This is a genomic window from Streptomyces sp. NPDC004542 (assembly GCF_040610035.1).
Taxonomy (GTDB): domain Bacteria; phylum Actinomycetota; class Actinomycetes; order Streptomycetales; family Streptomycetaceae; genus Streptomyces.
Map to the genome: position 1 here is coordinate 92,412 of NZ_JBEXLP010000011.1, position 26,120 is coordinate 118,531.

Genomic DNA, 26,120 nt, shown 5'->3' on the forward strand with positions numbered 1-26,120 from the left:
CACTGGTGGCATGACGACTGGCGTTCCGACCTCCCAGCAACCCGCCATCCGGCCCCGCCGCTCCCGCCTGCGTACGTTCCTGCCGCTGGGGATCGCCCTCTGGCTGGTGCTGGAGATCTGGCTGCTGAGCGTGGTCGCGGGCGCGGCGAGCGGCTTCGCGGTGCTGCTGTTGCTGGCGGCGGGCTTCGTCGCCGGTTCGGTGGTCATCAAGCGGGCCGGCCGCCGTGCCTTCCAGAACCTGGGCGAGGCGTTGCAGCGGGGCGGCTCCCCCTCGAAGAACTCCGGCAACGGCCTGATGATGCTCGGCGGCCTGCTGCTGATCATCCCCGGCCTGATCTCGGACGCCGTGGGCCTGCTGCTGCTGATCCCGCCGGTCCAGAGGGCCCTGAGCGGCTACGCCGAGCGCACCTTCGACCGCAGGCTCCGTTTGGCCGTGCCCGGCAGTCTGGGCGACGCCTTCCAGCAGGCGCGGATCCACCGGCCCGACGGGAAGGTCGTGCAGGGCGAGGTGATCAGGGACGAGCCCGCGGACGCCTCCCGTGAGCAGCGCCCTCCGCTGACCCGCTGAACGCTCCCGGGCGGGCGGCACGAAAACCGCGGGCGCCGTACGTACACCTCACGTACGGCGCCCGCGGTTGTGTCACGTGCGCTGATAGTTCGCCGCGTCCCTTTCGGGGCTACGCCGACTTACGGCTGTCCCTGGGGTGAACCGCGATGTTCATCGCCCCGGAGCGCAGTACCGCCAGACGCTCCTCGAGGACCTCTTCGAGCTCCTCGCGGGTGCGCCGCTCCATCAGCATGTCCCAGTGCGTACGCGCGGGCTTGGCCTTCTTCTCCTCAGGGCCGTCGCCGTCCACCAGGAGTGCCTGGGCTCCGCAGACCTTGCACTCCCACTCCGGCGGGATCTCCGCCTCCACCGAGAAGGGCATCTCGAAGCGGTGCCCCTTCTCGCATGCGTACTCCACGGCCTGGCGCGGCGCCAGGTCGATGCCGCGGTCCGTCTCGTAGCTGGTCACCACGAGGCGCGTACCGCGAAGAGCTCGCTCACTCATGAATCGTGCCTCCCGGGCTTGTCGCCCACAGGACAGGTGTCGCTGTCGTCGTCATCCGGTCAACGTCCGGTCGGCGGTAAAGATTCCCGTTCCGTGTCCCGTTCCGGGTCATGCATCGCCGTCGTAGCCGCCCCTTGTTGTACCCACCAGCGCCCGGTTTGTCACATCTGCAGGCAGATGTCACCCAGCGTTTCGGCTTCTTTGACGCGCAGTAACGGTACGCCTGGCAGGCCAAACGCGTACACTACCTCCCTTTCGTGTTGAGCGCTAAATCTTCTCCGGAACCGGATTCCCCGCCTCGCCGATCGCCCGCCGCACCGGGACCCGCGCGAGCAGCGCGAACCCGATGACGAAGAAGGCCACGAGCGAGACGATCGCCGAGCGGTAGCTGCCGGTCAGCTGGTACGTGACCCCGAACAGCAGCGGGCCGAGCCAGCTCATCCCGCGGTCGCTCATCTCGTACGCGGAGAAGTACTCGGCCTCCTTGCCGGGCGGGACCAGATGGGAGAACAGCGACCGGGAGAGCGCCTGGCTGCCGCCGAGGACCAGCCCGATGCCGGCGGCGAGCACGAAGAACCACCCCGGCGCCCCCGCGGGCAGGAAGTACCCGGCCGCCAGGGTGAGCGTCCAGGCGACGAGTGATCCGAGGATCGTCCGCCTCGCCCCGTACGTCCGGGCCAGCCGGCCCATCGCCAGAGCCCCCGCGACGGCCAGCACCTGCACCAGGAGCACGGCCCCGATGAGCGTCGACTGTCCGAGCCCCAGCTCCTGTGATCCGTAGACCGAGGCCTGGGAGATCACCGTCTGGATGCCGTCGTTGTAGACGAGATAGGCCAGCAGGAAGGCGAGCGTCAGCGGGTGGCGGCGCATGTCCCGGACGGTGGCCGCCAGCTGCCGCAGCCCCGGGGCGGTGGCCTCCCGCACCGCCGCGGCGCCTCGGTCGCGCAGCCGCCGCAGCGGTACGAGCGTGAAGGCGCCCCACCACAGACCGGCCGCCGCCAGACAGACGCGGACCGCCGCCGTCTCGGAGAGGCCGAAGGCGTCGTGCGCGGAGTACAGCACCAGGTCGCCGATCAGCACCAGGGAGCCCGCCGCGTACCCGAAGGCCCAGCCGCGGGAGGAGACGGCGTCGCGTTCCTCGGGCGGCGCGATCTGCGGCAGGTAGGAGTTGTAGAGCATCATCGCGACGGACTGCGCCGCGTTCGCGACGATCAGCAGGACGCCGCCCAGCAGGTAACGGCGGCCGTCCAGGAAGAACATGGCGGTGGTCGCCGCCGCGCCCACGTAGGCGGCCGCTCCCAGAAGCGGCTTCTTGCGGCCGGTGCGGTCGGCCGTGCCGCCCACGAGGGGCATCACCACCACCGCCAGGATCACCGACAGGGACACCGAGTAGGCGAAGAAGGACCCGGCCCGCACGGGCAGGCCCAACGGGTGGACGAAGCCGTCGGCGTCCGCCGCCGACTCGGCGACCGACGTCAGGTAGGGGCCCAGGAACACGGTCAGCACGCTCGTCGAGTAGACCGAGCACGCCCAGTCGTAGAAGTACCAGCCGCGCTGCTCGCGGCGCCGTCCGGCAGCCTCGCCGGACCCCTGGGCCTGCACGGTGCCGGTGCCCACCCGTGCCCTCGCTTCCCCGCCGAAGTGCCGTGCCGGGGTCCCGGCTCCGGGATTCACGCGCCGGGGCCCCGGACCGCTCAGACCCAGACGCCCCGGTCCTGCATGACCTCGCGCAACGTGTCGATGTGATCGGTCATGATGCCATCGACCCCGAGGTCGAGGAGCCGGTGCATCCGCTCCGGTTCGTTGACCGTCCACACGTGCACCTGCAGCCCGCGCGCGTGGGCGAGACGCACGAAGCGGTGGTCGACCACCGGGACACCCGACTGGGACTCCGGCACCTGCGCGGCGACCGCGGACCGGCGCACCGCCGCGGGCAGCCCCCAGGAGCGCAGCCGGAGGCTGAGCACCCCGCGCGTACCGAACGACGTGGCCAGGCGTGCCCCGGCCAGCCGCTGGGCGCGCAGCACCCGCGCCTCCGAGAAGGAGCCGACGCAGACGCGGTCCCAGGCGTCTGTCCGCTCGACCAGCGCCAGCAGGGGCCGCAGGGCGGCCTCCGCCTTGCAGTCGACGTTCCAGCGGACGTCCGGGAAGGTCTCCAGCAGTTCCTCGAAGAGCGGCACCGGCTCGCGGCCCGCCACGCGCGCGTGCCGGACGTCCTCCCAGGGCAGGTCGCCGATCCGTCCCGAGCCGTCCGTGACCCGGTCCAGCGAGGCGTCGTGGAAGGCGACCAGCTTCCCGTCCGCCGTGGCGTGCACGTCGGTCTCGATGTACCGGTAGCCGAGGCCGACCGCGCGGCGGAACTGCGCCACGGTGTTCTCCAGGCCGTCGGCGGCCCCGCCCCGGTGGGCGAAGGCAATCGGGCCGGGATGGTCCAGGTAGGGGTGGCGGATGAGCGTCGTCACCCGCGCAGTATCACCCTCTCGGGTGACCCGGTGGCAACCACCGTGCTGCCGCCGGATGCCGAGGGGACGGCGAAGAGACGCAGGAACAGCTGGGCCAGCGGACCGATCGACAGCGCGTACAGGAGGGTGCCCACCCCGACGGTGCCGCCCAGGGCGAACCCGGTGGCCACGACGGTGATCTCCACAGCGGTGCGGATCAGCCGGATCGAGCGGCCCGTGCGCCGGTGCAGCCCGGTCATCAGACCGTCGCGCGGACCCGGGCCGAAGTCCGCGGCGATGTAGAGGCCGGTCGCCGCGCCGTTGAGCACGATGCCGGCCACCAGGAGGGGGATCCGCACGGCCAGGGCGTGCGCGGCGGGCAGCGCGGAGAGCGTGGCGTCCATCGCGGCGCCGATCACCAGGACATTGGAGACGGTGCCGAGACCGGGGCGCTGGCGCAGCGGGACCCACAGCAGCAGCACCGCCGCACCCACGATCGTGAGCACGACACCCATGCCCAGGCCCGTGAGTTCCGCCAGACCCTGGTGCAGGACGTTCCACGGCTCGAGACCGAGACCGGCCTCCACCAGGAGCGCGGAACTCGCGCCGTACAGCCCGAGCCCCGCGTACAGCTGGACCGACCGCCGCGCGGTGTGCTTCGTGGACAAAGGGTCCCCCGGATGGTGGTAGTGGCCTGACGCGTGACACTCTGTGGCGTGGAAAGACAAGCCATCCATGGCCAATCTGGGGAAGGTGGACTGATCTTCATGGCGCAGTGGACCTCGGCGGTGGGCGCCGCGCAGCTCGCGCGGCTGCTCACCTCCCAGCAGGACCGCCCGGCCGGCCCCGGCACCCGCCGTCCGCCCGCCTACCGGGCGCTCGCCGACGGCATCCGGTTGCTGGTCCTGGAAGGCAGGGTGCCGGTGGCCGCCCGCCTGCCCGCCGAGCGCGAACTGGCGCTCGCCCTCTCCGTCAGCCGCACCACGGTCGCCGCCGCCTACGAGGCACTGCGCACCGAGGGCTTCCTGGAGTCCCGGCGCGGCGCGGGCAGCTGGACGGCGGTCCCGGCGGGCAACCCGCTGCCCGCCCGCGGTCTCGAGCCCCTGCCGCCCGAGGCGCTCGGCTCGATCATCGACCTGGGCTGCGCGGCCCTGCCGGCCCCCGAGCCGTGGCTCACCCGGGCGGTCCAGGGCGCCCTGGAGGAACTGCCGCCGTACGCCCACACGCACGGCGACTATCCGGCGGGCCTGCCCGCGCTGCGCTCGGTGCTCGCCGAGCGGTACACCGCGCGCGGGATCCCGACCATGCCCGAGCAGATCATGGTGACGACCGGCGCGATGGGCGCCATCGACGCGATCTGCCACCTCTTCGCGGGACGCGGCGAGCGCATCGCCGTGGAGTCGCCCTCGTACGCCAACATCCTCCAGCTGATGCGGGAGGCGGGCGCCCGGCTCGTACCGGTGGCGATGGGCGAGGGGCTCAGCGGATGGGACATGGACCGCTGGCGCCAGGTCCTGCGGGACGCCGCGCCCCGCCTGGCCTACGTCGTCGCCGACTTCCACAACCCCACCGGCGCGCTCGCCGACGAGGACCAGCGGCGCCGGCTGGTGGACGCGGCCCGCTCGGCGGGCACGGTGCTCGTCGCGGACGAGACGATGACCGACCTGCGGCTCGACGAGGACCTCGACGGCTCCGCGATGCCGCGCCCGGTGTGCGGTTTCGACCCGGCCGGCTCCACGGTGATCACGGTCGGCTCGGCGAGCAAGGCCTTCTGGGCCGGGATGCGCATCGGCTGGGTGCGGGCGGCCCCCGACGTGATCCGCAGCCTGGTCGCCGCGCGCGCCTACGCCGACCTGGGCACACCCGTCCTGGAGCAGCTCGCCGTCAACTGGCTGTTCACCACCGGCGGGTGGGAGCAGGCGGTCGACCTCCGGCGCGACCAGGCCCGCGAGAACCGTGACGCCCTCGTCAGCGCGGTCCGCCGTGAACTGCCCACCTGGGAGTTCCAGGTCCCCAAGGGCGGCCTGACCCTGTGGGTCCGCGCGGGCGGCCTGTCGGGCTCACGGCTCGCGGAGGCGGGGGAGCGGGTCGGCGTACGCGTGCCGTCGGGCCCCCGTTTCGGGGTCGACGGCGCCTTCGAGGGCTATGTACGGCTCCCCTTCACGGTCGGCGGAGCGGTGGCGGAGGAGGCGGCGGCCCGGCTGGCGGCGGCCGCACGCCTGGTGGAGACGGGCGCGGGCAGCGGAACGGAGTCACCGCGCACCTTCGTGGCCTAGGGAGCCTTCCTCCGCACGACGAACTCACACTCACGACGAACTCTCGGCCACCGCGGCCTCGGCGGGCACCGGCGCGGCCTCCACCGGCTCCGGCGCCGGATCCGTCGCCCCCGCGTCCGCCGGTGTGGTCCGCGGCGGCAGCAACGCCAGCACCGTCTGCCGATCGGCCTCACTGGTGTCGTCGTCGTACGGATCGGGCGTCGAGGGCACCTGCAGCCGATGCACCGGCCCATGGCCCAGCCGGGCGTACCCCCGCCCCGGCGGCACCTCGGCCGGCGAAGTGGTGTGCGGCGGCACACCCAGCACGTCGACCAGCTGCTCCCTCGTCGCGGGCCCCAGCACGACACGCGCGCGCGTGTGCTGCCGCACCCCCTCGTTCAGCGTGTCGGCGCTGTCGAACTGCTCGGCCACGGCCACGGTCACCTGGGCCGCCCGGCCGTGCCGCAGCGGCACCTGGAGCAGCGCCTGCGGGTCGTTGCGGCCCTCCGCCGCGGCCACATGGGAGAGGGCGCTCGGCCGGTCGAGCAGGATCCACAGCGGCCGCTTGGTGTCGTCCGGGGGCGGATGACCCGCCTGGCGCGCCCGGTTGACGGCGATGAGCCGCCGCTCGGTCTCGTGCGCGGCCCACTCCAGACTGGCCAGCGCCCCGGCCGGTCCGCACTCCACCGCGAGCACCCCGTCGCGCCCGGTCAGGCAGGCGTACTCGCCGGTGCCGCCCCCGTCGACGATGAGTACGTCACCGTGCTGGAGGGCCTGGAGCGCGACCGACCGCAGCAGGGTCGAGGTGCCGCTGCCCGGCCGGCCCATGGCCAGCAGGTGCGGCGCGGTCGAGCGCGGTCCGGTGCGCCACACGACGGGAGGAACGTCGCGCTGTTCCTCGCCGAAGGTGCCGAAGGAGAGGGGCAGGGTGCGCTGCACCTCGGTGGGGTCGGTGAAGCCGAGGACCGTCTCGCCGGGCGCGGTGACGAACCGCTGGGCGGCGATGTCGGCGGGCAGTGGGGCGAGGACGGTGACGGTGAGTTCGTTGCCCTCCTGGTCCCACACGAAGCGGTACTCGCGGCCCCGCCCGGCCTTCGCGGCGAGCAGCGTCTCGATCCGCGCACGGGCCTCGCTCTCGCCGTCCGGGAAGTACGCCGGGTACCGGATCAGCAGGTGCCCGACGCGTCCCGTGTCGTCGAACTCGTGCGCGGCGAAGGCCTTCTCCCAGTCCCCGCCGTGCGCGTACAGCGGAGCCGGATCCTCGGCGGCGGAGAAGTGGGGGACGAGGGCCTCGTAGAGCGACGTCAGGCGCTGGGCCTGGGACTCGTCGGGCCCCGCCGGGGCGGCCGGTGTGCGGTCCCGGCCGTGCCAGGCCGCAGCCGCCATCAGCGTGACGGCGGCGAGCAGCGGTCCGTACGGCATCAGGGCCACGACCATGACCGTCGAGGCCGCCAGGAACAGCAGTGGCCCGCGCCTGTCCTTGGGCGTGTCCGCCCACCTGCGCCGGCCGGCCGAGGCGAGCCGGCGCAGGCCACGCGTGACGGTGATCAGCGGGTGGAGGACGTCGGTGGCGCTGTCGGCCGCCGTCCGGGCCAGCTCCCGGCTCCTGGCGAGCTGCGCTCCGCCGGTGCTCAGAATGCGGGGAAGGGGGCGCCGGGCCACTGCTGTCTCCTGAGGGTGCGTACGGGCGGGAGGGGCGGGAGGGGCGGCGTCGGGACACTCAGAACTTGATGCCGCCCAGTAGCCCCGCCAGGCTTTCGCCACCGGCCTTGATACTGGGGGCGATGCCCGTGCTCGCCAGGTAGAAGCCGAACAGCGCCGACGTGCAGGCGTGCGAGCCCTTGAGCCCGTCCTTCCTGAAGAAGAGGAAGACGATGACGCCGAGCAGGAAGACGCCTGAGATGGAGAGGATCATTTGAGGTCTCCTGGTGTCGAGGGGGACAGTCACCCTGAGTTCTTCCAGGATCACAGCATGTATCCATAGGATAAAAGGTGCAACTGGGTGAATTGCTGCGTATTTCGCCCGGTCGGTCCAGTGGTACGGGGCCGGTCGAGCGGGACTCCTGTGCCCGGCGGGGTGCCTGGTGCCGCCGGGATGATCCTTACCTCGGGCAGATCGGGTCATGTGCCCCCGGAGCCAGTACGCTGGCGATTCACTCGTACGGCGGCGGGTCGCACCGCTGCCGGTACGTCCTCCGGTCCCCGGAAGTCCCCGAAGTCACACGTTCCAAGAGAGGCGGTCAGGCCGATGAGTGAAGCCCCCGACCCCGACCCCGAGGTCGTGGAGTTGGCGACCAAGATCTTCGATCTGGCCCGGCAGGGGCGGACCGAGGCGCTCGCGGCGTACGTCGACGCGGGGGTTCCGGCCGACCTCACCAACGACCGCGGTGACTCGCTGGTCATGCTCGCCGCGTACCACGGCCACGCGGAGGCGGTGCGGGCGCTGCTCGCCCGGGGCGCCACGCCCGACCAGGTGAACGACCGGGGCCAGACTCCGCTCGCGGGAGCCGTCTTCAAGGGTGAGGCGGACGTGATCGAAGCACTTGTGGAAGGCGGCGCGGATCCCGGTGCGGGAACCCCGTCGGCCGTCGACACCGCCCGGATGTTCGGCAGGGCAGAACTCCTGGAATTGTTCGGCGCACATTGATCCGAACGTCCCTACCAGCGACGACACGGAAAACGGGGGAGGCGGTAAAGGGCCGCCGGAAATACGGTCGCGGCAGGAGAAACCCGCGGGTCATCATGACGTCGTGATTCACGGACGCGATGGCTGGGCAGGTGTTGCCGCACCGCGCGGGCCGTGATGCGGTCCGCATGGGCCACAGACGAGAGGCAGAGAGAGATGGTCTACAGCAAGCAAGAGACGGCGGGCGCCCCGACGTTGTGTCACGCGGCCAGGTAATGCGTGTTCCCCGGTTGCGTCGACGCTTGATGTGAGGCTGTTTCCCATGTTCGATCCGGTCATAGCGCCCAGCGGTACGCTGCTCGGCCTGCTCCAGCGGGGCCGTGGCGACGGCACGCTGCACGCGCTCACCGCCCCGCGCGCCGAGGCGCTCGCGGCCCTGGACCACTGCGTGCTGCGCGATCCCCGCCACGACTGGCAGGTGGAGAACCGCTCCCTCTACTACGCCCGCCTGTACCTCGACCTGAACGGCGAACTCGACGCCGTCGAGGCGCACCTGTTCGACCCCGAGGACGCCTTCGACACCGACGAGTCCCGTACCGGACTGGCGCTCGCCGTACTCGGCCACCTCGCCTCGTACGGCAGGCGGGACGCGCTCGAACTGCTGCGCAGGTACGCCGCTCACGGCTCCAACTGGGCCTGGGCCCTCGACGAGCTCGCGCTCCGCGACGACGACGCCGCCCTGCGCGCCCTCGCCGCACCCGTCCTGGCGCGTTTCCCCGCCGACCCCGAGGGCGAGGCCGAGCTGGCCGTCGCCGTGCGCGACGCCTTCGAGCCCCGGCCGTGGCGGTTGTGGGCCGAGGACCCGCGCGAATCGATCGCCACGCGCGTGCGTGCCGCCCAGGAGGCCGGCTGCTTCGACCGCTGGCAGCGGCAGATGCGGCCCGGCGGGCCCCGCCCGGACTGGAGCGTGCGGGCCGTCCTCGAATGGGCCCAGCAGGGCGTCGAGCGCGGCGCGGCCCTGCACGTCCCGGCCGCCCGCTGCCTGGTCGCCGTCGCCGGCCCCGAGGACCGGCCGGAGATCCTGCGGGCCGCCAAGGACGGCACCGAGGGAGCCCGGTGCACCGCCCTGCGCTACTTCGCCGACAGCAACGACCCGGGCGCCCTCGACCTCGTCGAGGCCGCCGTCGCCGACGGCACCACCCCCGTCGTCGAGGCCGCCGTGGCCGCCTTCGAACGGATGCGCAGCATCGCCGCCGTCGACCGCGCGCGAGGGTGGGCCCACCGGCCCGACGCCCTCGGCGCCGCCGCCGGACGCATGCTCGCCTGCCGCGGCGGTGCCCAGGACAGCGACCTCGTCCTGGGGGCCCTCCGTGAGGCCGTGCGGGGCGAGGGCCCCGACGCGCCGACCCTGTGGACGCTCGTCGACGGCGCCGGACGCCTCGGCATCGCCTGCGCCGCACCGGTCCTGCGCCACATCTACCGAGAGACCGCTTCCTCCCATCTGCGCGGCCGCGCCGCCCGCGCGCTCGCCGCCACCGATCCCTCCTTCCCCGCCGGGTTCGCCGTCGAATGCCTCTGGGACTGCGAGGAGACCACCCGCGAAATCGCCGCCCGGCACGCCGAGACCGCCGATGCCCGCGTGGTCGAGCAACTGCGCCGGCTCGCCGCCGATCCGGCCGAGGAGGCCGAGGTCCAGACCGCCGTACGCAGCCGGATCGGACCGGAAGGGCTCACCGCGTGAACACCGGGTGACCCACGGGTCAGGAGGGCATGGACACGGCCCGGCCTGCTCGGGTGTGCGGTGCAACGCTCACACGACGTTCCTCGGCCGGAAAGATCCACGTTGACGCGGCCACGTCCAGCGCGGCGACAACACCGGTATGCGTGTCGTCATCGTGACCGAATCCTTTCCCCCCGATGTGAACGGCGTGGCCCACTGCGCGCTCCAGACCGCCCGGCACCTCGTAGATCGCGGTCACCTCCCGCTCGTCGTCGCGCCGGCCCCCGCGCCCGGCGTCAAGGCCGACGCCCTCGCGGCGCCGTGCCCCGTCGTCCATGTCCCCTCCCTCCCGCTCCCCGGCTACCCCCAGGTACGCGTCGCCCTCCCCAGCCGGCGCCTCGCCGCTGCCGTCACCGAGCACCGCGCCGACCTGGTCCACCTCGCCAGCCCCTTCGTCCTCGGCGTCCGCGGCATGGCCGCCGCCGCCCGGCTGGGCGTCCCGGCCGTCGCCGTCTACCAGACCGACCTGGCCGGCTACGCCCGCACCTACATGGGCGCGGGCGAGGCGGCCGCCTGGCGCCGCATCCGCTCCGTGCACTCCGCCGCCGACCGCACCCTGGCCCCCTCCAGCGCCGCCCTGCACGATCTGGAGGCGCACGGGGTGCCCCGGGTACGGCTCTGGCCGCGCGGCGTCGACACCGTCCGCTTCCGCCCGGACCGGCGCGACGAGGCACTGCGCCGTGAACTCGCCCCGAACGGCGAGGTGATCGTCGGCTACGTCGGCCGGCTCGCCCCCGAGAAGCGGGTCGAGCTCCTGGCCGGCGTCTGCGGCCTGGCGGGCGTACGGGTCGTCGTCGTGGGCGACGGGCCCAGCCGGCCGCCCCTGACCGAGAGCCTGCCGGGCGCGGTCTTCCTGGGCCGCCGGACCGGCGACGAACTCGCCAGGATCTTCGCCTCGCTGGACGTGTTCGCGCACACCGGTCCCTTCGAGACCTTCTGCCAGACCGTCCAGGAGGCCATGGCCAGCGGCGTGCCGGTCGTGGCGCCCGCCGTCGGCGGACCGCTCGACCTGGTCGCGCACGGCCGCACCGGCCTGCTGGTGCCTCCCTGCGACGCCGACGCCGTACGGGACGCGGTGGCGGCCCTGGCCGCCGACCCGGCGCTGCGCGCCGCCCACGGGGCGGCGGGGCGGGTCATGGTCGAGGGGCGGACCTGGGCGGCCGTCGGCGACCAGCTGATCGCGCACTACGAGGACGTGCTCGGCGCCCGGAGGACGGTGGTCGCGGCATGACCACCGAAGCCGGCACCCGGCCGCTGCGGATCGTGCGGCTCGCCAACTTCGTCGCCCCCGCCTCGGGCGGTCTGCGCACCGCCCTGCGCGAACTCGGCAAGGGCTTCCGGGCGGCGGGCCACGAACCCGTCCTCGTCGTCCCCGGCGAGCGCCACACCGACCGCGAGACCGAGCAGGGCCGCGTGATCACGCTGCCCGGCCCGCTGCTGCCCGGCACCGGCGGCTACCGGGTGCTCACCGACAAACGGCGCGTGGCCGCCCTCCTGGAGCACCTCGCCCCGGACCGCCTGGAGGTGTCCGACCGTACGACACTGCGCTGGACCGGCAGGTGGGCACGGCGGGCCCGGGTCCCCGCCGTGATGGTCTCCCACGAGACCGCCGACGGCGTGCTGCGCACCTGGGGCCTGCCGGAGAACCTCTCCCGGCGGGCCGCCGACGCCCTCAACCTGCGCACCGCGCACGTGTACTCGCGCGTCGTGTGCACCACCGAGTTCGCCGAGCGGGAGTTCGTCCGGATCGGCGCGCGCAACGTCGTACGCGCCCCGCTCGGCGTCGACCTGATGGCCTGTCACCCCTCCCTGCGGGACATGGGGCTGCGTGCGCGGCACGCGCGCGGGGACGAGGCCCTGCTGGTGATGTGCTCCCGGCTGTCGGTGGAGAAGCGGCCCGGCACGGCGCTCGACGCCTTGGAGACGCTGCTGCGCCGTGGCCGGCGGGCGGTGCTCGTGGTGGCCGGGGACGGGCCGCTGCGGGGGCGGCTGGAGCAGCGGGCGCGGGAACGCGGGCTGCCGGCGACCTTCCTGGGGCACGTCTCGGACCGGAGCCTGCTGGGGGCGCTCCAGGCCTGCGCCGACGTGTGCCTGGCGCCCGGGCCGGCCGAGACCTTCGGGCTCGCCGCCCTGGAGGCCATGGCGTGCGGTACACCCGTGGTGGCCAGCGCGTCGTCCGCGCTGCCCGAGGTGATCGGCTCCGCGGGGGCCACGGCTGCCGGCCGCGGGGAGGCCTTCGCGGACGCGGTGGAGATGCTCCTCGCGCGCTCCGAGCCGGAGCGGCGGGAGGCGGCACGCGCGCGTGCCGAGTGCTTCGGATGGGGCGCGGCGGTGGAGGCGTTCCTGTCGGCGCACGACACCACGGTGCTGTGCGGTCGCGGCGTCGTGGAGGGCGTCGTATGAGACCGGTCCGTTTCGTGGCCCTGGGGGACTCGCTCACCGAGGGCGTGGGCGATCCCGTCGCCGACGGATGGCGCGGCTGGGCCGCGCTGCTGGCCGGCGGGCTGGCCGAGGAACAGGTGGAGTTCACCAACCTCGCGGTCAGCGGGGCCCAGACGCGTGACGTACTGGAGCGGCAGACCCCGGCCGGACTGGAGCTGCGTCCGGACCTGGTGTCGGTTGTCATCGGCGTCAACGACACGCTGCGGTGCACCTTCGACATCCACGCGGTGGCCGCCCGGCTGGACGAGATCTACGCGGCCTTCACCGGCCGCGGCGCCGTCCTGCTCACCGCCTGCCTGCCCGACCCCGGTGCGACGCTGGGCCTGCCGAGCGCGCTGGCCCGCCCGCTCGCCCGGCGGCAACGCGCGGTCAACGCGGTGGTGCACGCGCTCTCCGACCGGCACGGCGCCGTCCACCTGCACGCCTCGGAAGGCGCCTGGCTCACCGACCGCGCGCTGTGGAGCGCGGACCGGCTGCACCCCGGCGAGCGCGGCCACCGGCAGTTCGCCCTGCGCTTCCACGCCCTCCTCACGGAGGCGGGCACGGCGAGCGGACCCGCGCCCTCGGCGGAGCCGGAGTTCCCCGCGCCCACCCGGTCGGCGAGTTTGTGGTGGCTCGCCACGGCCGGGACGGGCTGGGTGGCCCGCCGGTGCACCGACCTGCTGCCGCAACTGCTGCGGCTGGCCGCGGACGAGATGCGCCACCGCGCCCGCGGCACCAGCGCCCGCCTCGACCTGCGCACCGCGCACGCCGTGTCCGCGGCACTCGCCGCCCTGTCGGTCGCGGACCGCCAGGAGGCCGCTTGAGAGGTCCATGGGCCACACCAGGGGCGCACCGGAATTCAGGGCGCGACGAGCGGCCTCAGGGCTCAACGGCGGTGGACGGCCACGAAGCGGACCGGTGTGCCGGGCAGCGCCTGCGCCGCCGCCGGCAGATCCGCGGCACGGACCACCGCGATCACCGGATAGCCCCCGGTGGTCGGGTGGTCGGCCAGGAACACCACGGGCCGGCCGTTCGGGGGGACCTGTACCGCGCCGAGGACCATGCCCTCGCTGGGCAGTTCGCCGGGACGCGCCCGCTCCAGCGCGGGTCCCTCCGTGCGCAGCCCGATGCGGTTGCTCGCCGACGACACCCGGAACGTCCGCGCGGTGAGGTCGCGGCGGGCACCGGGCGTGAACCAGTCGTCGCGCGGCCCGAACGTCACCCGCAGCACGAGCTCGGCCGGCGGGCCGGGCTGCGGGGCGACGTCCACACGCGCGTGCGGAGCGGAGGGACTCGCCAGCGGCAGCACCGCCCCGTCCGCGAGCGGCGCCGGTCCGAGACCGGACAGCAGGTCCGTGGAACGGCTGCCGAGCACCGGCTCGACGGCGACGCCGCCACAGACACCCACGTAGGCCCGTACGCCCCGCTCGGCCGCCCCGACCTCCAGCACCTCCCCGGCGGGCACCACCACCGGCGCGCCCCAGGCGGCCGGCCGCCCGCCCACCCGCACGGGGCACGGCGCGCCCGTGACCGCCACCGTGACCGCCGAGCGCGGCCGCAGGGCGCAGCCGGTGAGCGTCGTCTCCAGGACGGCCGCGTCGGGGGCGTTGCCGACCAGCCGGTTGGCGAGCGCCGCCGCGGGCGGGTCGAGCGCCCCGGACCGGGGGACGCCGAGATGGGCGTACCCGGGCCGCCCGCGGTCCTGCACGGTGGTCAGCGCTCCGGCCCGGACCACCACGAGCGCCCGGTCGGTCATGCGTCCTCCACCGGTACGAAGCGGACGCGGGCGCCCGGTGACAGCAGCGCGGCCGGCACGCGCGTGTGGTCCCACAGGACGGCGCCGGTCGTGCCGATCAGCTGCCAGCCGCCCGGCGACGACCGCGGGTACACGCCGGTGTACGAACCGGCCAGAGCGACGGCGCCGGCCGGGACGGAGGTGCGCGGAGTGGCCCGGCGCGGCACGTCGTGGCCCGCCGGGAGTCCGGTGAGGTAGCCGAAGCCGGGGGCGAACCCGCAGAAGGCGACGGTGAACTCGGTGGCCGCGTGGATACGGCCCACCTCCGGTACCGGAACGCCCCAGTGGGCGGCGACGTCGGCGAGGTCCGGGCCGTCGTAGCGGACCGGTAGCTCGACGACCTCACGCGCGCGTGGGACGACGGGCGGCACCTCGGCGGCGGTCAGCTCGGCGGCCAGGCGGTGCGGGTCGTCGAGGTCGTCGAGGAGGACGGTGCGGGCGGCGGGCACGATCTCGCCGACGGACAGCAGCCCTTCCGCGCGGCGCCGCAGCAGTTCCGCGTGCAGCGCCTGGGCCTCCTCGCCCGAGCCCAGCTCGACCAGCAGTCCGCGGTCGCCGACGGGCAGCGCCCTCATGCGAAGGCCTCCACGCTCACGTCCGCCGCCACCAGCCGCTCGCGCACCCGACGGGCCAGCTCGACCGCGCCGGGTGTGTCCCCGTGCAGGCACAGCGAGCGGGCGCGTACCTCGATGCGCGCGCCGGACTGCGCGGTGACCGTGCCGGAGCGCGCGAGTTCCACCGAGCGCTCCACGACCGCCTCCGGATCGCTGAGCACCGCTCCGTCCCGGCCGCGCGGCACGAGCGTGCCCTCCTCCGTGTACGCCCGGTCCGCGAACGCCTCCGCGACGGCCGGCAGACCCGCCTTGCCGGCCAGCTCCAGCAGGCGGGAGCCGGGCAGGCCGAGGACCGGCAGCGAGCCGTCCGCCAGGAGCACCCCCTCGATCACCGCCCCGGCCTGCTCCTCGTCGTGCACCACCCGGTTGTAGAGGGCACCGTGCGGCTTCACGTACGCCACGCGCGCGCCCGCTGCGCGCGCGAACACCTCCAGGGCGCCGATCTGGTAGGCGACCTCGGCCGCGAGTTCGGCGGACGGCACGTCCATCGCGCGCCGCCCGAACCCCGCCAGGTCCCGGTAGGAGACCTGCGCGCCGATCGTCACGCCGCGCTCGGCCGCCAGCTCGCACACCCGGCGCATGGTGGCCGCGTCCCCGGCGTGGAAGCCGCAGGCCACGTTGGCGCTGGTGACGACGGACAGCAGCCGCTCGTCGTCGGTGAGCCGCCAGCGGCCGAAGCCCTCGCCGAGGTCGGCGTTCAGATCGATCGAGGTCATGGATCTTCTTCCGTGTGCTTGGTGTGCTTGGTGTTGGTGTGCTTGGTGTTCTGAGGTGTTCTTCGGTGTTTTTGATGCTTCGCATGCTTGCGTGCGGCTGCGTGCGTTGCGGTCAGAGCACGCGGTACTGCTCGTCCCGGGCGTCGGTGAGGAACATCTGGCCCGGCGCGTGCGTGATGGCGAACGGCGGGCGCGAGGCCATCACGGCGGCCTGCGGGGTCACCCCGCAGGCCCAGAACACCGGGATGTCGTCGGGCTCGGCGGTCACCGGATCGCCGAAGTCGGGCCGGCCGAGGTCGTCGATGCCGAGCGCCGCCGGGTCGCCGCAGTGCACGGGGCTGCCGTGCACGGCCGGGAGCAGGCTGCTCTCCCGGATCGCGGCCGTCAGGTGCTCCGGCGGCACTGGGCGCATGGACACCACCATCGGACCGCGCAGCCGTCCCGCCGGACGGCACTGGCGGCCGGTGACGTACATCGGCACGTTGCGGCCCTGCTCGACGTGGCGGATCGGCACGCCGGCCCCCGCCAGCGCCCACTCGAAGGTGAAGCTGCACCCGATCAGGAACGAGACCAGGTCGTCCCGCCAGTGGGCGCGCACGTCCGTCGGTTCGTCCGCCAGTTCGCCGTCCACCCACACCCGGTAGCGCGGCAGGTCGGTGCGCAGGTCCGCGCCCTCGGCGAGGACGGTGGTGCACGAACCGGCGTCCGTGACGTCGAGCACCGGGCAGGGCTTGGGGTTGCGCTGGCAGAACAGCAGCATCTCGTAGGCCCAGTCGGCGGGCACCGAGATCAGGTTGGCCTGGGTGTGCCCGGCCGCGACCCCGGCCGTGGGGCCCGCCAGGCCTTCCCGGAAGCGCTCCCGCGCGGACTTCGGGCTCCACGCGTGCGCGTGCTCCTGGACGAGGGTCAGGGGACGGTCCCCGGTGCGGTTCGCCGTGGTCACTGCAGCTCCGATCCGAGCGTCTCCGGCAGTCCCAGCAGGGCCAGCGCCGCGATGCCGTACCCGACCGCGCCGAAGACCAGTGCGCCGCCCACGCCCCAACTGTCGGCCAGGAAGCCCACCAGGGTCGGGAAGACCGCGCCCACCGCGCGGCCGGTGTTGTAGGTGAAGCCCTGTCCGGTGCCGCGCACCGCCGTCGGGTACAGCTCGCTCAGGTAGGAGCCGAAGCCGCTGAAGATGGCCGACATGCAGAAGCCGAGCGGGAATCCGAGCACCAGCAGCAGGGTGTTGGCGCCGCTGGGGATGTTCGCGTACGCCAGGATGCAGACGGCCGACAGCAGGGCGAAGAGCCAGATGTTGCGGCGCCGGCCGAGCCGGTCGGTGAGGTAGCCGCCGGTCAGGTAGCCGAGGAAGGCTCCGGAGATCAGGAACGTCAGGTAGCCGCCGGTGCCCACGACCGAAAGGCCACGCTCGCTCTTCAGGTATGTCGGCACCCAGGTCGCGAGCGTGTAGTAGCCGCCCTGCACGCCCGTGGACAGCAGGCCCGCGAAGACCGTCGTGCGCAGCAGTCCCGGAGCATCGGCGGTGCCGGGCCGGAAGATGGCCGCGAAGGAACCGCGCTGCGGGCTCTGTTCGCGGGCGGCGCTCGCCCGCGGGGCGTCGTGCACGCGGCGGCGCAGCCACACCACGAGCAGCGCGGGCAGCGCGCCGGTCCAGAACATCACGCGCCAGGCCAGGTCGTCGTCCGCGAAGGAGAACACCAGCGTGTAGACGATCGCCGCCAGCGCCCAGCCGACGGCCCACGAGCTCTGGACCGCGCCCAGCGTGCGCCCCCGGTGCCGGGCGCTCGCGTACTCGGCGACCAGGATCGCGCCGACCGCCCACTCACCACCGAAGCCGAGGCCCTGGAGAGCCCGGAAGACCAGCAGCGTCTCGTAGGTGGGCGCGAACCCGCAGGCCACGGTGAACACCGCGTAGGTGATCACCGTGATCATCAGGGCCCGGACCCGGCCGACCCGGTCCGCCACCACGCCCGCCACGGCACCGCCGATGGCGGAGACCACCAGCGTGACGGTGGTGAACAGACCGGTCTGGCCGCTGTCGAGGCCGAAGTACGCCGCCAGCGCCACCATGCTCAGCGGCAGTGTGAAGTAGTCGTAGGAATCCAGGGCGTATCCGCCGAAAGCGCCGGTGAAGGCGCGGCGACCACGTGGTCCGAGCGCGTGCAGCCAGCCCAACGGGCCGTTGGCGGAGGTGTGTTCACCTTGCGCCGACTGCACGCCGGGAGTCGCGGACCGTGGCGGAGGGGTCGTGCTCATGGGCACCTCGCAGAGGGAGGACGGAGAGTGCGGAGAAGCGAGCCGTGCCGAGCACCGTAGAGGATCGTTCAACGATCCTTCAATACCCGTGTTGTCTCGTCCTTGTGTCTGCGGTTGAATTCCGGGCATGGCAGAGCAGCTGACGGGACTGGCCGACGACCGCGCGCTCCTGGGGCGCACCAGCACCGCCGAGCGGGTCTCGGACATCCTCAGAGGCCGCATCGCCGAGGGCTACTTCCCACCCGGCACCCGGCTGTCGGAGGACAGCATCGGCGGGGCGCTCGGCGTCTCCCGCAACACGCTGCGCGAGGCGTTCCGGCTGCTCACCCACGAGCGCCTACTCGTCCACGAGCTCAACCGGGGCGTGTTCGTCCGGGTCCTGACGGTCGAGGACGTCGAGGACATCTACCGCATCCGCGCCCTCGTCGAGTGCGCCGTCGTCCGGGGGCTGGGCGAGCCGCCCTACGCGCTGGACGCACTGGCCGCGGCGATCACCGAGGGACAGCAGGCGGCCGTCGCAGATGACTGGAAAGGACTGGGGACGGCCAACTTCCACTTCCACCGGGAACTCGTCGCCCTGGCCGGCAGCGAACGCACCGACGAGCTGATGCGCAGCGTCTTCGCCGAACTGCGCCTGGCCTTCCACGTCGTCGACGATCCGCGGGCGCTGCACGAGCCCTACCTCGCCCGTAACCGCCAGATCCTCCAGGCGCTGCAGGCCGGGGACCGCGGGGAGGCGGAGAAGCTGCTCCACACGTACTTCGCCGACTCGCTGGAGCGGATCGTGGAGGTCTACCGGCGCCGGGTCGGCCAGGACGGGCGGGACGGGCGGGACGGACAGACGGCGGGGGCCGGCGGGACGGGCGGGACAGCGACCGGCTCCGCCTCCTGACGCCGCCTCGCGCCTGTGTGACGGCCGTCGCTTCTGCGTCGTTTGGGTCGTTGTCAGACCGAGGACCTAGTCTGTGCACCGTGACTTCGCCTGCATCGACGGACAGCGCTCCGCCCCAGTTCAACGCGGGGCCGCGCCCGGCGCCGGGCCCGGCCGCGGACGAGGGGCTGGCGCGGCGGCTGCGGGCGCTCGCCTGCACCGCACCGCTGCACGACCTCGACGCGCGCAAGGCCAGCCTGGCGGGGGAGTACTCGGTGTACGGCATGGCCGAGGTGGCTCTCGCGGCCATCGACCTCGTCACGCTGAACATGGACTTCGACACGGGCGCCGACCACGAGCAGGTCGTGGCCCGGCTCATCCCGCGCATCGCCGCCCAGGCCCCGCGGCGGCCCGTCGCCGAGCACGAGCGAGTCGCCCGCTGGGTCCTGGAGAACCTCATCAACGTCGGCAGCGTCGACCGCGGTTTCCGCGCGGTGTACGGCACGTTCGCGCCGGACGGCACGTACGTGCGCCGTGACTACGACTTCAAGCTGATCGAGGAGGTCCCCGGCCCCGGCGGCACGGTCTACCTCCGGACGACCGACGAAGCCGTCAACGTCCTCGTCGGCGCCCTCGACACCGATGTCACCAGCGCCCAGATCGCCGCCGAGGTCAAGCTCGAGGTGCTCATCAACCGCGGCCGCCTCGCCGACGCCCAGCTCGCCGCCGAGCAGGCCCGGTACCGTACCGTGCAGTACTCGGAGACCCTGCGCCGTGCCCTGGAGGCGACCCGGCGCAACGTCCGCGCCGTGGACTGGCTCAAAACCGTGCCCGACATGATCACCGAGGCCCTGGACCACGTGGCCGACCGGTACCGCCACGAGAACGCGATCCTCACCAACATCCGCAAGGCACGTGACGAGACCGAGGACCCCGAGCACAAGCGGCGCGCCGCCGAACTCGTCGACATCGTCAAGGACTGCATCCGGCGGCACACCCAACTCCAGTCGCGGCTGCTGGAGGCCGGCCCCCTCTTCCGTGCCGAGCAGGACCGGCAGGCCTTCGCCACCCCCCTGACCACCTCGGGCACCGACCTCTACGGGCACCTCCTCGCGCCCGTCCTCCCGCTTCCCGTGGAACAGGCGATCCGGGTCACGGACGCCTTCTTCGCGCACGGGACGGGGCTGCGCACACCGGTGTCGGTCCGGGTCGCCGATCTCGTCGGCATACTGCTCACCCCGCCGGTGGAGCGCGAACACCTGGGCGCCGAGATGCCCGAACCCGACCTGATCGCCACGCCGGACGACAGCCGGTTCAGCGAGGAGCAGCTGGCCGCGGCGACGGAGCTGCTGGACCTTCCGGCGGACGCCCCCCGACGGCTGTCCGGGCTGCTGGCCGAAGCCCGGCGGCAGGACCCCGACCTGCCCTATCTGGTGGCGCTGCTGGCGGTGCACGCGGCCAGCCCGCCGGTGGGGACCGCCTACCGGCAGGGCGAGGAGAAGCTGCTGTTCGCCGTGGACGACGGGACCGAGCTGGACGATCCCGAGTTCGGCGGGGCCGATCTCATCGTCGGCACCGCCCTGCTGGACGCGGCGGGGATGGCCGCGGACCGGACGGAAGCAGCATGAGTGACCGAGCGAGCGACAAGGAGCCCAAGCCGTGACCGAGCACGTCGACCGGAGTGAACCCGAGCCGGCCGCCGTGCCGGCGGGCTCCGCCGTCACCCCCGCCGACGCCGCCGACGCGGCCCGGCTCGTCGCCTTCGGGCTGCAGCCCAAGCTCCAGCCCGCCCGCGACCAGGAGTACACCGAACTGCTGCGCCGCTACCGCGAGGACCCGGCGTTCGCGCGGCTCGCGGACGCCGTCGCCGCCGGACTCGGACTCGTGGTGCTCGAGGTCTCCCCGCGTGCGGGGATGGCCGTGACGGCCGCCGAGGACTCGGTGTTCGCCGTCCGCATGGGCGACTACGCGCGTCGCACGTCCGCCGACTCCGGGGACCGGTTCCTGCACGGGCTGGCCCACCTCGCCGTCGCGGCACTGGCCTTCCCGCGCCCGGAGGACCTGGCCGACGACGGCTACATCGGACGCGTCACCGTCAACGGCGTCGACGCCTTCGTGCGGCAGGCGTGCCGGCGCCTTGAGGAGCGCGCCGAGGAGCAGGGCGAGAACACCGACCCGGCCACCGACGCGCCCGGACTGGAGGCCGCCTGGCGGATCTGGGCCAGACGCAGCGCGACCGGCGCCACCAAGGACGCCCGCAGGCCCGCCGCCTCGACCACGGGCATCGTGGCCAAGGCCGTCGGATTCCTCACCGACTCCGGATTCCTCCAGCGCACGGGCGACGACCACGGCGGCACCTACCGCACGACCGCCCGTTACCAGCTCCAGGTACGCGACCTGGCGGGCGGCGCGGCCATGACCGAACTCCTCGAACTGGGCGTCGTCCCGATCACCGACGGCACGGCCGCCCTGCTGCCCGCCGAGGACACCGACGACCTGGACCTGGTGGCCGACGCCGGGCTGCCGTTCCACTCCTGAACCCGTCCGCAACCCGCCTGCCCCCTCATCTGTAAGAAGACTGACGAGAGTCCGCCATGTACGAGCTGTCCCGGGTCCGCCTCTACTCCATCGGGCCCGCCGGTGCGCGCTACGCCGACACCGTGCTTGACCTGCGAGGCGTGGGCGAGCCGGTGCCCGAACCCGCGCCCACCCAGGCGGAGTTCTTCGAGGAGGAGCCGGTCGGCCCGCCCCGCCGGCCCGCGCCCGCCGGCGTGCTCTTCCTGGAGAACGGCGGCGGCAAGTCCGTCCTGCTCAAGCTGATCTTCTCCGTGATGCTGCCGGGTCACCGCAACACCCTCGGCGGCGCCAGCTCCGGCGTGCTGCGCAAGTTCCTGCTCGCCGACGACTGCGGGCACGTGGCCCTGGAGTGGCAGCACGTGCTGACCGGTGAGTGCGTCGTGGTCGGCAAGGTCAGCGAGTGGCGCGGCCGCCAGGTGTCCAACGACCCGCGCAAGTTCGCCGAGGCCTGGTACTCCTTCCGGCCGGGCCCCGGGCTGAGCCTCGACAACCTGCCCGTCGCCGAGTCCACCGCCGTACGGCCGCCCGTGGAGGGCCAGTCGGGCGCGCGGGGCCGCCGCCGCACCATGAAGGGCTTCCGGGACGCCCTCACCGAGGCGGGCAAGGCCTACCCGCACCTGGAGGTGCACTGGGAGGAGATCCACGACCGCTGGATCGAGCACCTCGGCGAGCTCGGTCTCGACCCCGAACTCTTCCGCTACCAGCGGGAGATGAACGCCGACGAGGGCGAGGCGGCCGGCCTCTTCGCGGTGAAGAAGGACTCCGACTTCACCGACCTGCTGCTGCGTGCCGTCACCGACACCCGCGACACCGACGGACTGGCCGACCTGGTCAGCGGCTTCGGCAACAAACTGGGCCGGCGCGCCGAACTGATCGCCGAACGGGACTTCACCGCCGGGTCCGTCGACCTGCTCGGCAGGATCGTCGAGGCCGCCGAAGCACGCTCACGCGCGCGCGACATCCACGCCGGCGCCGAACGCCGCACCCGCACCCTGGCCCGGCGGCTGTCCGCGCGCGGGGTGCGGGAGCGGGCGCGCGCCGCCGATCTCGCCCAGCGGGTCACGGCCACCGCGCACGCCGTCACGCACTCCGAGGGCGCCCGGGAGCGCAGCGCGCTGATCGCCGCGGAACTCGCCTACCGGCACGCCTCGTTGGCGCTCGCGGCGGCGGAGAAGTCCGCCGCCGCGCAGAAGCGCGAACTCGCCGACGCGCGCACCCTGCACTCCGCCTGGCAGGCCGCCGAGGCCGTGCTGCGCCACCGTGCCGCCGCCGACCGCGTCGCCCGCGTCGCCGCCGCCATCCAGGAGGCCGAACGGGACGCGGCCCCCGCCCTCGCCGCCCGCGCCAAGGCCGCCGTCGATCTCGTACGGGCCCTGCACGGCGCCGCCGAGAGGGCCGAGCACCTCGCCAACGAGGAGGAGGAGCGCTCGGCCGAGCTCCAGCAGGTCAACGACTCCGCGTACCGGGACTCGACCACCGCCGCCACCGAGGCCCAGCGTGCCCGCAGCGAGGCCGGACACCTGCGCCAGCGGCTCAGCGAGGTCGAGCAGGAGACCGCCGAGGCGGTCCGCGCGGGCTGGCTCGACGACAGCGCACCCGACGCCGACCCCGCGCGCGCGGCCCTCGCCGCCAGCGACGCCGAGAAGACCGCCGTCGCCGCCTGGGACGCGGCCCGCGAAGCCTCCCGCAAGGCCACCGAACACGCGCGTGAGGCGGCCTCCGCCGAGTCGCGGGCGGAGCTGACGGCGGCCCGCGCGGCGGACGCGGCGACGGCCGCCGAGCGGTCGTACGAGGCCGAGCGCCGACTCGCCGAGTCGCTGGCGGCGGAGCGACGGCTCGCGGAGCTGCTGAGCCTGACCGGCGAGGACGTACGGCCCGGCATCCCCCAGCCCCGGCACGGCAGCGACACCCGCCCGGCGCGCCCCACCAGGCCGGACGGCAGTCCGCCCCGCCCCCTCGGCTCGCCTGACGCACCGAGCGCTCTCACCCCCGAGGAACTCGACCGCTTCGCCGACGAGTTGCGCGAGCTCCTCGACGACTCCGTCGCCACCGCCGAACGCCACCTCTTCGAGCTGCGCACCGCCGCCGCGGACGACTCCCGCATCCTCGGCGCGCTGGGCGACGGCGGGCTCCTGCCGCCCGGCCCCGACGTCCTGGCCACCGTCGAGTACCTGGGCGAGCACGGCATCCCCGCGCTGCCCGGATGGCGCTACCTCGCCCAGGCGGTCGACCCCGCCGACCACGCGCGGGTGCTCGCCGCCCGCCCGGAGCTGGTCGACGGTGTGATCATCACCGACCCGGACACCCACGCCCGGGCCCGCGAAGTGCTCGGCGACGCCGCCCTGCTGCCCCGGTCCGCCGTGGCCGTGGGCACCGCCGCCGCGCTGCTCGCCCCCACCCCGGCCGGGGACGCCACCGCGGGGGGCGCCGCCCAGGTGTTCCTCGTCCCGCCGAACCCGGCCATGCACGACGAGCACGCCGCCGACGAGGAGCGCCGGGCGCTGCGCGCGCGGGCGACCGAGCGGGACGAGGAGATCCGGGCACTCGCCGCCCGGCTCGGCAAGGACCGGGAGCTGGCCGCACGGCTCGCCTCCTGGCGCACCGGCTGCCCTGCCGGGCGCCTCACCGAGCTGGCCCGGACCGCCCAGGAGGCGCGCGCGTTCGCCGAGGAGTCCGAGGCCGAGCTCGCCGAGGTCCGGACCGTGCGCGCGGAGGCCGACGAGGTCGCCGCCGAAGCAGCGCAGGTCCGCGAGGAGCGGCAGGAGGCCGCGCAGCGGGCCCGGCGCGCCGCCGACGCCCTCGCCGGGCTCGCCTTCCGGCTGCGCGAGCGCGCGGGCTGGCAGGTCAAGCTGCGGGAACTCGCCGACGAGGCGGCCGAGTCGGAAGCCCGCGCCCAGGCCTGCCTGGAGCGTGCCCGCGCCGCCGACGAGGACCGCCGCGCCGCTCAGCGGGCCGCCGACGACGCCCGCCGCACCGCCCGCGCGCTGCGCGCCGAGCGCTCCGAGATCGCGGGCGCCCCCGACGACGTACCGGACACCGAGGCAGACGCGCCCAAGGCCTCGCTGCCCGCGCTGCGCGAGGCCTACCGGGCCGCCTCCCAGGTGTACGAGAAGGTCGGCGTCGGCGCCGACCTGCGCGCCGAGCAGGCCCGCGCGGAGAGCGACGAGAGCGCGGCCCGAGCCGAACTGGACCGCCTCAGCAACAAGGTCCGCACGCGCGCGGAACACCTGCTCCAGTCGCCCGACGGAGCCGACGGCCCCTCCCGGCAGGCCGCCGCCGCCCGCGCGGAGGAGCTGGTGCAGCTCCTGGAGACCCGTACGTCCAACGCCAGCGAGCAGCTCGGCCGGCTGCGCGGCGAGGCCGAGCGGCACGCCCCCGAGGACGGCGAGGCGCACACCGGGCTGCCCGAGGAACTCGTCCCCCGCGACGCCGAGCACGCCCAGGCCCTGCTGCGCACGGCGACCGCCGAACTCGCCTCCCGCGCGGAGGCGTTGACCCAGGCCCGCGAGGCGCACGCCGAACTGCTCGAGGCGCACCGGGCCGCCGAGGACGCGGCCGGCGGTTTCGACGAGGTCGCCGCCATGCTCCGCGACCTGCTGCGCGAACAGGCGACCGACGAGGAGCAGGAGGAGCCGGAGCCCTACCCCGGCGGCCTGGAGGACGCCCGGCAGGCCGGCGCCGAGGCCCGCCGCTCGCTGCGCGGCTGCGCCGCCGACCTGTCAGCCGCCGAGGCCGCCGTGCGCGAGGCCGGCGACGTGCTGGTCCGGCACGCCAACTCCACCCGCTACGAGCAGGTCCGCACCCCCGCCCGGCAGCAGATCCGCGAACTGCCCGCCGCCGCGCTGCCCGAGCACGCCCAGAAGTGGGCGGACGCCTTCGCGCCCCGGCTGCGCGTCCTCACCGACGAGTTGGAGCAGCTGGAACGCAACCGCGACTCGATCGTGGACCGGCTGCGCGGGCTCGTGGAGTCGGCCCTCGCCACCCTCCGCTCCGCCCAGCGCCTGTCCCGCCTGCCGGAGGGACTCGGCGAGTGGTCCGGGCAGGAGTTCCTGCGCATCCGCTTCGAGGAACCCGACCAGGCCACGCTCACCGAGCGGCTCGGGGAGGTCATCGACGAGGCGACCCGGGCCGCGGTGAGGAAGAACTCCGACCTGCGCCGCGACGGCATGTCCCTGCTGCTGCGCGGAGTCGCCGCGGCGCTCCAGCCCAAGGGCGTCGCCGTCGAGATCCTCAAGCCCGACGCCGTGCTGCGCGCCGAGCGGGTTCCCGTCGGACAGATGGGCGACGTGTTCTCCGGCGGCCAGCTGCTCACCGCGGCGATCGCCCTGTACTGCACGATGGCGGCGCTGCGCTCGAACGACCGGGGACGGGACAAGCACCGTCACGCGGGGACGCTGTTCCTCGACAACCCGATCGGCCGCGCCAACGCCACGTACCTGCTGGAACTCCAGCGCGCCGTGTCCGACGCGCTCGGCGTCCAGCTCCTCTACACCACCGGCCTGTTCGACACGACCGCGCTCGCCGAGTTCCCGCTGGTCATCCGGCTCCGCAACGACGCCGACCTCAGGGCCGGCCTGAAGTACATCAGCGTGGAGGAGCACCTGCGCCCGGGCCTGCCCCAGCAGCCCCAGGCGGGGGAGGTGGGGCACAGCGAGATCACGGCCACCCGGATGTTCAAACGGCCGGCGTGACCGCGCGGTTCCGCTTCCG

At 74.1% G+C, this 26,120-nt stretch carries 22 protein-coding genes; 11 read left to right on the plus strand and 11 right to left on the minus strand.

The window, feature by feature from the left end:
* Positions 1 to 10: 10 nt before the first annotated feature.
* Complete coding sequence (gene fxsA / locus ABZX30_RS09620; protein WP_355930980.1) at positions 11 to 568, plus strand: FxsA family membrane protein; 558 nt, start codon at positions 11 to 13, stop codon at positions 566 to 568.
* Positions 569 to 677: 109 nt separating this feature from the next.
* On the opposite strand, the gene ABZX30_RS09625 is transcribed toward fxsA, so the two are convergent.
* The 4 genes from ABZX30_RS09625 to ABZX30_RS09640 form a co-directional block, all read right to left on the minus strand.
* The gene (locus ABZX30_RS09625) at positions 678 to 1,052 is read right to left on the minus strand and encodes an RNA polymerase-binding protein RbpA (RefSeq protein ID WP_003977404.1); all 375 of its coding nucleotides are present in this window, start codon (positions 1,050 to 1,052) and stop codon (positions 678 to 680) included.
* A gap of 267 nt (positions 1,053 to 1,319) precedes the next feature.
* Entirely contained in the window at positions 1,320 to 2,669 is a 1,350-nt protein-coding gene (locus ABZX30_RS09630) for an MFS transporter (protein ID WP_355930982.1), read from the minus strand.
* A 77-nt stretch (positions 2,670 to 2,746) separates the two neighbouring features.
* On the minus strand, positions 2,747 to 3,514 hold the full coding sequence (locus ABZX30_RS09635) for a glycerophosphodiester phosphodiesterase (RefSeq protein WP_355930985.1): 768 nt from the start codon (positions 3,512 to 3,514) through the stop codon (positions 2,747 to 2,749).
* Positions 3,511 to 4,161, minus strand: a complete 651-nt coding sequence (locus tag ABZX30_RS09640) for a hypothetical protein (protein ID WP_355930988.1) — start codon at positions 4,159 to 4,161, stop codon at positions 3,511 to 3,513. The genes ABZX30_RS09635 and ABZX30_RS09640 overlap by 4 nt, the downstream gene beginning before the upstream one ends.
* 99 nt (positions 4,162 to 4,260) lie before the next feature.
* On the opposite strand from ABZX30_RS09640, the gene ABZX30_RS09645 reads away from it, so the two are divergent.
* A complete protein-coding gene (locus ABZX30_RS09645) occupies positions 4,261 to 5,769 on the plus strand; it encodes a PLP-dependent aminotransferase family protein (protein ID WP_355930991.1) in 1,509 nt (502 codons plus the stop codon).
* A 30-nt stretch (positions 5,770 to 5,799) separates the two neighbouring features.
* On the opposite strand, the gene ABZX30_RS09650 is transcribed toward ABZX30_RS09645, so the two are convergent.
* Together ABZX30_RS09650 and ABZX30_RS09655 are read right to left on the minus strand one after the other, a co-directional pair.
* Positions 5,800 to 7,410 carry a hypothetical protein gene (locus ABZX30_RS09650; protein ID WP_355930993.1) on the minus strand — a complete coding sequence of 537 codons (1,611 nt, stop codon included), beginning with the start codon at positions 7,408 to 7,410 and terminating at the stop codon, positions 5,800 to 5,802.
* 58 nt (positions 7,411 to 7,468) lie between these two features.
* Positions 7,469 to 7,663 (minus strand): hypothetical protein, encoded by a 195-nt coding sequence (locus ABZX30_RS09655; RefSeq protein WP_132853520.1) that lies wholly within the window; start codon positions 7,661 to 7,663, stop codon positions 7,469 to 7,471.
* Positions 7,664 to 7,996: 333 nt separating this feature from the next.
* Between ABZX30_RS09655 and ABZX30_RS09660 the strand changes: the two genes are divergently transcribed.
* The 5 genes from ABZX30_RS09660 (at position 7,997) to ABZX30_RS09680 (ending at position 13,402) form a co-directional block, all read left to right on the plus strand.
* Positions 7,997 to 8,395 carry an ankyrin repeat domain-containing protein gene (locus ABZX30_RS09660; protein ID WP_355930996.1) on the plus strand — a complete coding sequence of 133 codons (399 nt, stop codon included), beginning with the start codon at positions 7,997 to 7,999 and terminating at the stop codon, positions 8,393 to 8,395.
* A 301-nt stretch (positions 8,396 to 8,696) separates the two neighbouring features.
* Positions 8,697 to 10,115: a HEAT repeat domain-containing protein gene (locus ABZX30_RS09665; protein WP_355930998.1), complete on the plus strand. Its 1,419-nt coding sequence runs from the start codon at positions 8,697 to 8,699 to the stop codon at positions 10,113 to 10,115.
* Between the two features lie 139 nt (positions 10,116 to 10,254).
* Positions 10,255 to 11,385: a glycosyltransferase family 1 protein gene (locus ABZX30_RS09670; protein WP_355931001.1), complete on the plus strand. Its 1,131-nt coding sequence runs from the start codon at positions 10,255 to 10,257 to the stop codon at positions 11,383 to 11,385.
* Complete coding sequence (locus tag ABZX30_RS09675; protein ID WP_355931003.1) at positions 11,382 to 12,557, plus strand: glycosyltransferase; 1,176 nt, start codon at positions 11,382 to 11,384, stop codon at positions 12,555 to 12,557. Before ABZX30_RS09670 ends, ABZX30_RS09675 begins: the two co-directional genes overlap by 4 nt.
* The gene (locus ABZX30_RS09680; protein WP_355931005.1) at positions 12,554 to 13,402 is read left to right on the plus strand and encodes an SGNH/GDSL hydrolase family protein; all 849 of its coding nucleotides are present in this window, start codon (positions 12,554 to 12,556) and stop codon (positions 13,400 to 13,402) included. Before ABZX30_RS09675 ends, ABZX30_RS09680 begins: the two co-directional genes overlap by 4 nt.
* A gap of 62 nt (positions 13,403 to 13,464) precedes the next feature.
* Here the strand turns inward: ABZX30_RS09680 and ABZX30_RS09685 are convergent, their stop codons facing one another.
* The 5 genes from ABZX30_RS09685 to ABZX30_RS09705 all read right to left on the minus strand — a co-directional run bounded on the left by ABZX30_RS09685 (position 13,465) and on the right by ABZX30_RS09705 (position 17,962).
* The gene (locus tag ABZX30_RS09685) at positions 13,465 to 14,334 is read right to left on the minus strand and encodes a biotin-dependent carboxyltransferase family protein (RefSeq protein ID WP_355931008.1); all 870 of its coding nucleotides are present in this window, start codon (positions 14,332 to 14,334) and stop codon (positions 13,465 to 13,467) included.
* Positions 14,331 to 14,948 (minus strand): allophanate hydrolase subunit 1, encoded by a 618-nt coding sequence (locus ABZX30_RS09690; RefSeq protein WP_355931011.1) that lies wholly within the window; start codon positions 14,946 to 14,948, stop codon positions 14,331 to 14,333. The genes ABZX30_RS09685 and ABZX30_RS09690 overlap by 4 nt, the downstream gene beginning before the upstream one ends.
* Positions 14,945 to 15,703 carry a 5-oxoprolinase subunit PxpA gene (locus ABZX30_RS09695; protein ID WP_355931012.1) on the minus strand — a complete coding sequence of 253 codons (759 nt, stop codon included), beginning with the start codon at positions 15,701 to 15,703 and terminating at the stop codon, positions 14,945 to 14,947. The genes ABZX30_RS09690 and ABZX30_RS09695 overlap by 4 nt, the downstream gene beginning before the upstream one ends.
* A gap of 112 nt (positions 15,704 to 15,815) precedes the next feature.
* The gene (locus tag ABZX30_RS09700; RefSeq protein WP_355931014.1) at positions 15,816 to 16,646 is read right to left on the minus strand and encodes a putative hydro-lyase; all 831 of its coding nucleotides are present in this window, start codon (positions 16,644 to 16,646) and stop codon (positions 15,816 to 15,818) included.
* Complete coding sequence (locus tag ABZX30_RS09705) at positions 16,643 to 17,962, minus strand: MFS transporter (RefSeq protein WP_355931017.1); 1,320 nt, start codon at positions 17,960 to 17,962, stop codon at positions 16,643 to 16,645. Before ABZX30_RS09705 ends, ABZX30_RS09700 begins: the two co-directional genes overlap by 4 nt.
* 127 nt (positions 17,963 to 18,089) lie before the next feature.
* Between ABZX30_RS09705 and ABZX30_RS09710 the strand changes: the two genes are divergently transcribed.
* From ABZX30_RS09710 to ABZX30_RS09725, 4 genes are all read left to right on the plus strand, one after another.
* Positions 18,090 to 18,854 carry a GntR family transcriptional regulator gene (locus ABZX30_RS09710; protein ID WP_355931019.1) on the plus strand — a complete coding sequence of 255 codons (765 nt, stop codon included), beginning with the start codon at positions 18,090 to 18,092 and terminating at the stop codon, positions 18,852 to 18,854.
* 80 nt (positions 18,855 to 18,934) lie between these two features.
* The gene (locus tag ABZX30_RS09715) at positions 18,935 to 20,461 is read left to right on the plus strand and encodes a hypothetical protein (RefSeq protein ID WP_355931021.1); all 1,527 of its coding nucleotides are present in this window, start codon (positions 18,935 to 18,937) and stop codon (positions 20,459 to 20,461) included.
* Between the two features lie 31 nt (positions 20,462 to 20,492).
* Positions 20,493 to 21,371, plus strand: coding sequence for a hypothetical protein (locus ABZX30_RS09720; protein WP_355931023.1), 879 nt, complete (start codon positions 20,493 to 20,495; stop codon positions 21,369 to 21,371).
* Positions 21,372 to 21,427: 56 nt separating this feature from the next.
* A complete protein-coding gene (locus ABZX30_RS09725; RefSeq protein ID WP_355931025.1) occupies positions 21,428 to 26,101 on the plus strand; it encodes a hypothetical protein in 4,674 nt (1,557 codons plus the stop codon).
* The last annotated feature ends 19 nt before the right edge of the window (positions 26,102 to 26,120 follow it).

Excerpts from the sequence above, each read along its gene's own strand:
- fxsA (WP_355930980.1), top strand. The coding sequence starts at position 11 with ATGACGACTGGCGTTCCGACCTCCCAGCAACCCGCCATCCGGCCCCGC.
- ABZX30_RS09625 (WP_003977404.1), bottom strand. The coding sequence starts at position 1,052 with ATGAGTGAGCGAGCTCTTCGCGGTACGCGCCTCGTGGTGACCAGCTAC.
- ABZX30_RS09645 (WP_355930991.1), top strand. The coding sequence starts at position 4,261 with ATGGCGCAGTGGACCTCGGCGGTGGGCGCCGCGCAGCTCGCGCGGCTG.
- ABZX30_RS09655 (WP_132853520.1), bottom strand. The coding sequence starts at position 7,663 with ATGATCCTCTCCATCTCAGGCGTCTTCCTGCTCGGCGTCATCGTCTTC.
- ABZX30_RS09660 (WP_355930996.1), top strand. The coding sequence starts at position 7,997 with ATGAGTGAAGCCCCCGACCCCGACCCCGAGGTCGTGGAGTTGGCGACC.
- ABZX30_RS09665 (WP_355930998.1), top strand. The coding sequence starts at position 8,697 with ATGTTCGATCCGGTCATAGCGCCCAGCGGTACGCTGCTCGGCCTGCTC.
- ABZX30_RS09670 (WP_355931001.1), top strand. The coding sequence starts at position 10,255 with ATGCGTGTCGTCATCGTGACCGAATCCTTTCCCCCCGATGTGAACGGC.
- ABZX30_RS09675 (WP_355931003.1), top strand. The coding sequence starts at position 11,382 with ATGACCACCGAAGCCGGCACCCGGCCGCTGCGGATCGTGCGGCTCGCC.
- ABZX30_RS09680 (WP_355931005.1), top strand. The coding sequence starts at position 12,554 with ATGAGACCGGTCCGTTTCGTGGCCCTGGGGGACTCGCTCACCGAGGGC.
- ABZX30_RS09685 (WP_355931008.1), bottom strand. The coding sequence starts at position 14,334 with ATGACCGACCGGGCGCTCGTGGTGGTCCGGGCCGGAGCGCTGACCACC.
- ABZX30_RS09690 (WP_355931011.1), bottom strand. The coding sequence starts at position 14,948 with ATGAGGGCGCTGCCCGTCGGCGACCGCGGACTGCTGGTCGAGCTGGGC.
- ABZX30_RS09695 (WP_355931012.1), bottom strand. The coding sequence starts at position 15,703 with ATGACCTCGATCGATCTGAACGCCGACCTCGGCGAGGGCTTCGGCCGC.
- ABZX30_RS09705 (WP_355931017.1), bottom strand. The coding sequence starts at position 17,962 with ATGAGCACGACCCCTCCGCCACGGTCCGCGACTCCCGGCGTGCAGTCG.
- ABZX30_RS09710 (WP_355931019.1), top strand. The coding sequence starts at position 18,090 with ATGGCAGAGCAGCTGACGGGACTGGCCGACGACCGCGCGCTCCTGGGG.
- ABZX30_RS09725 (WP_355931025.1), top strand. The coding sequence starts at position 21,428 with ATGTACGAGCTGTCCCGGGTCCGCCTCTACTCCATCGGGCCCGCCGGT.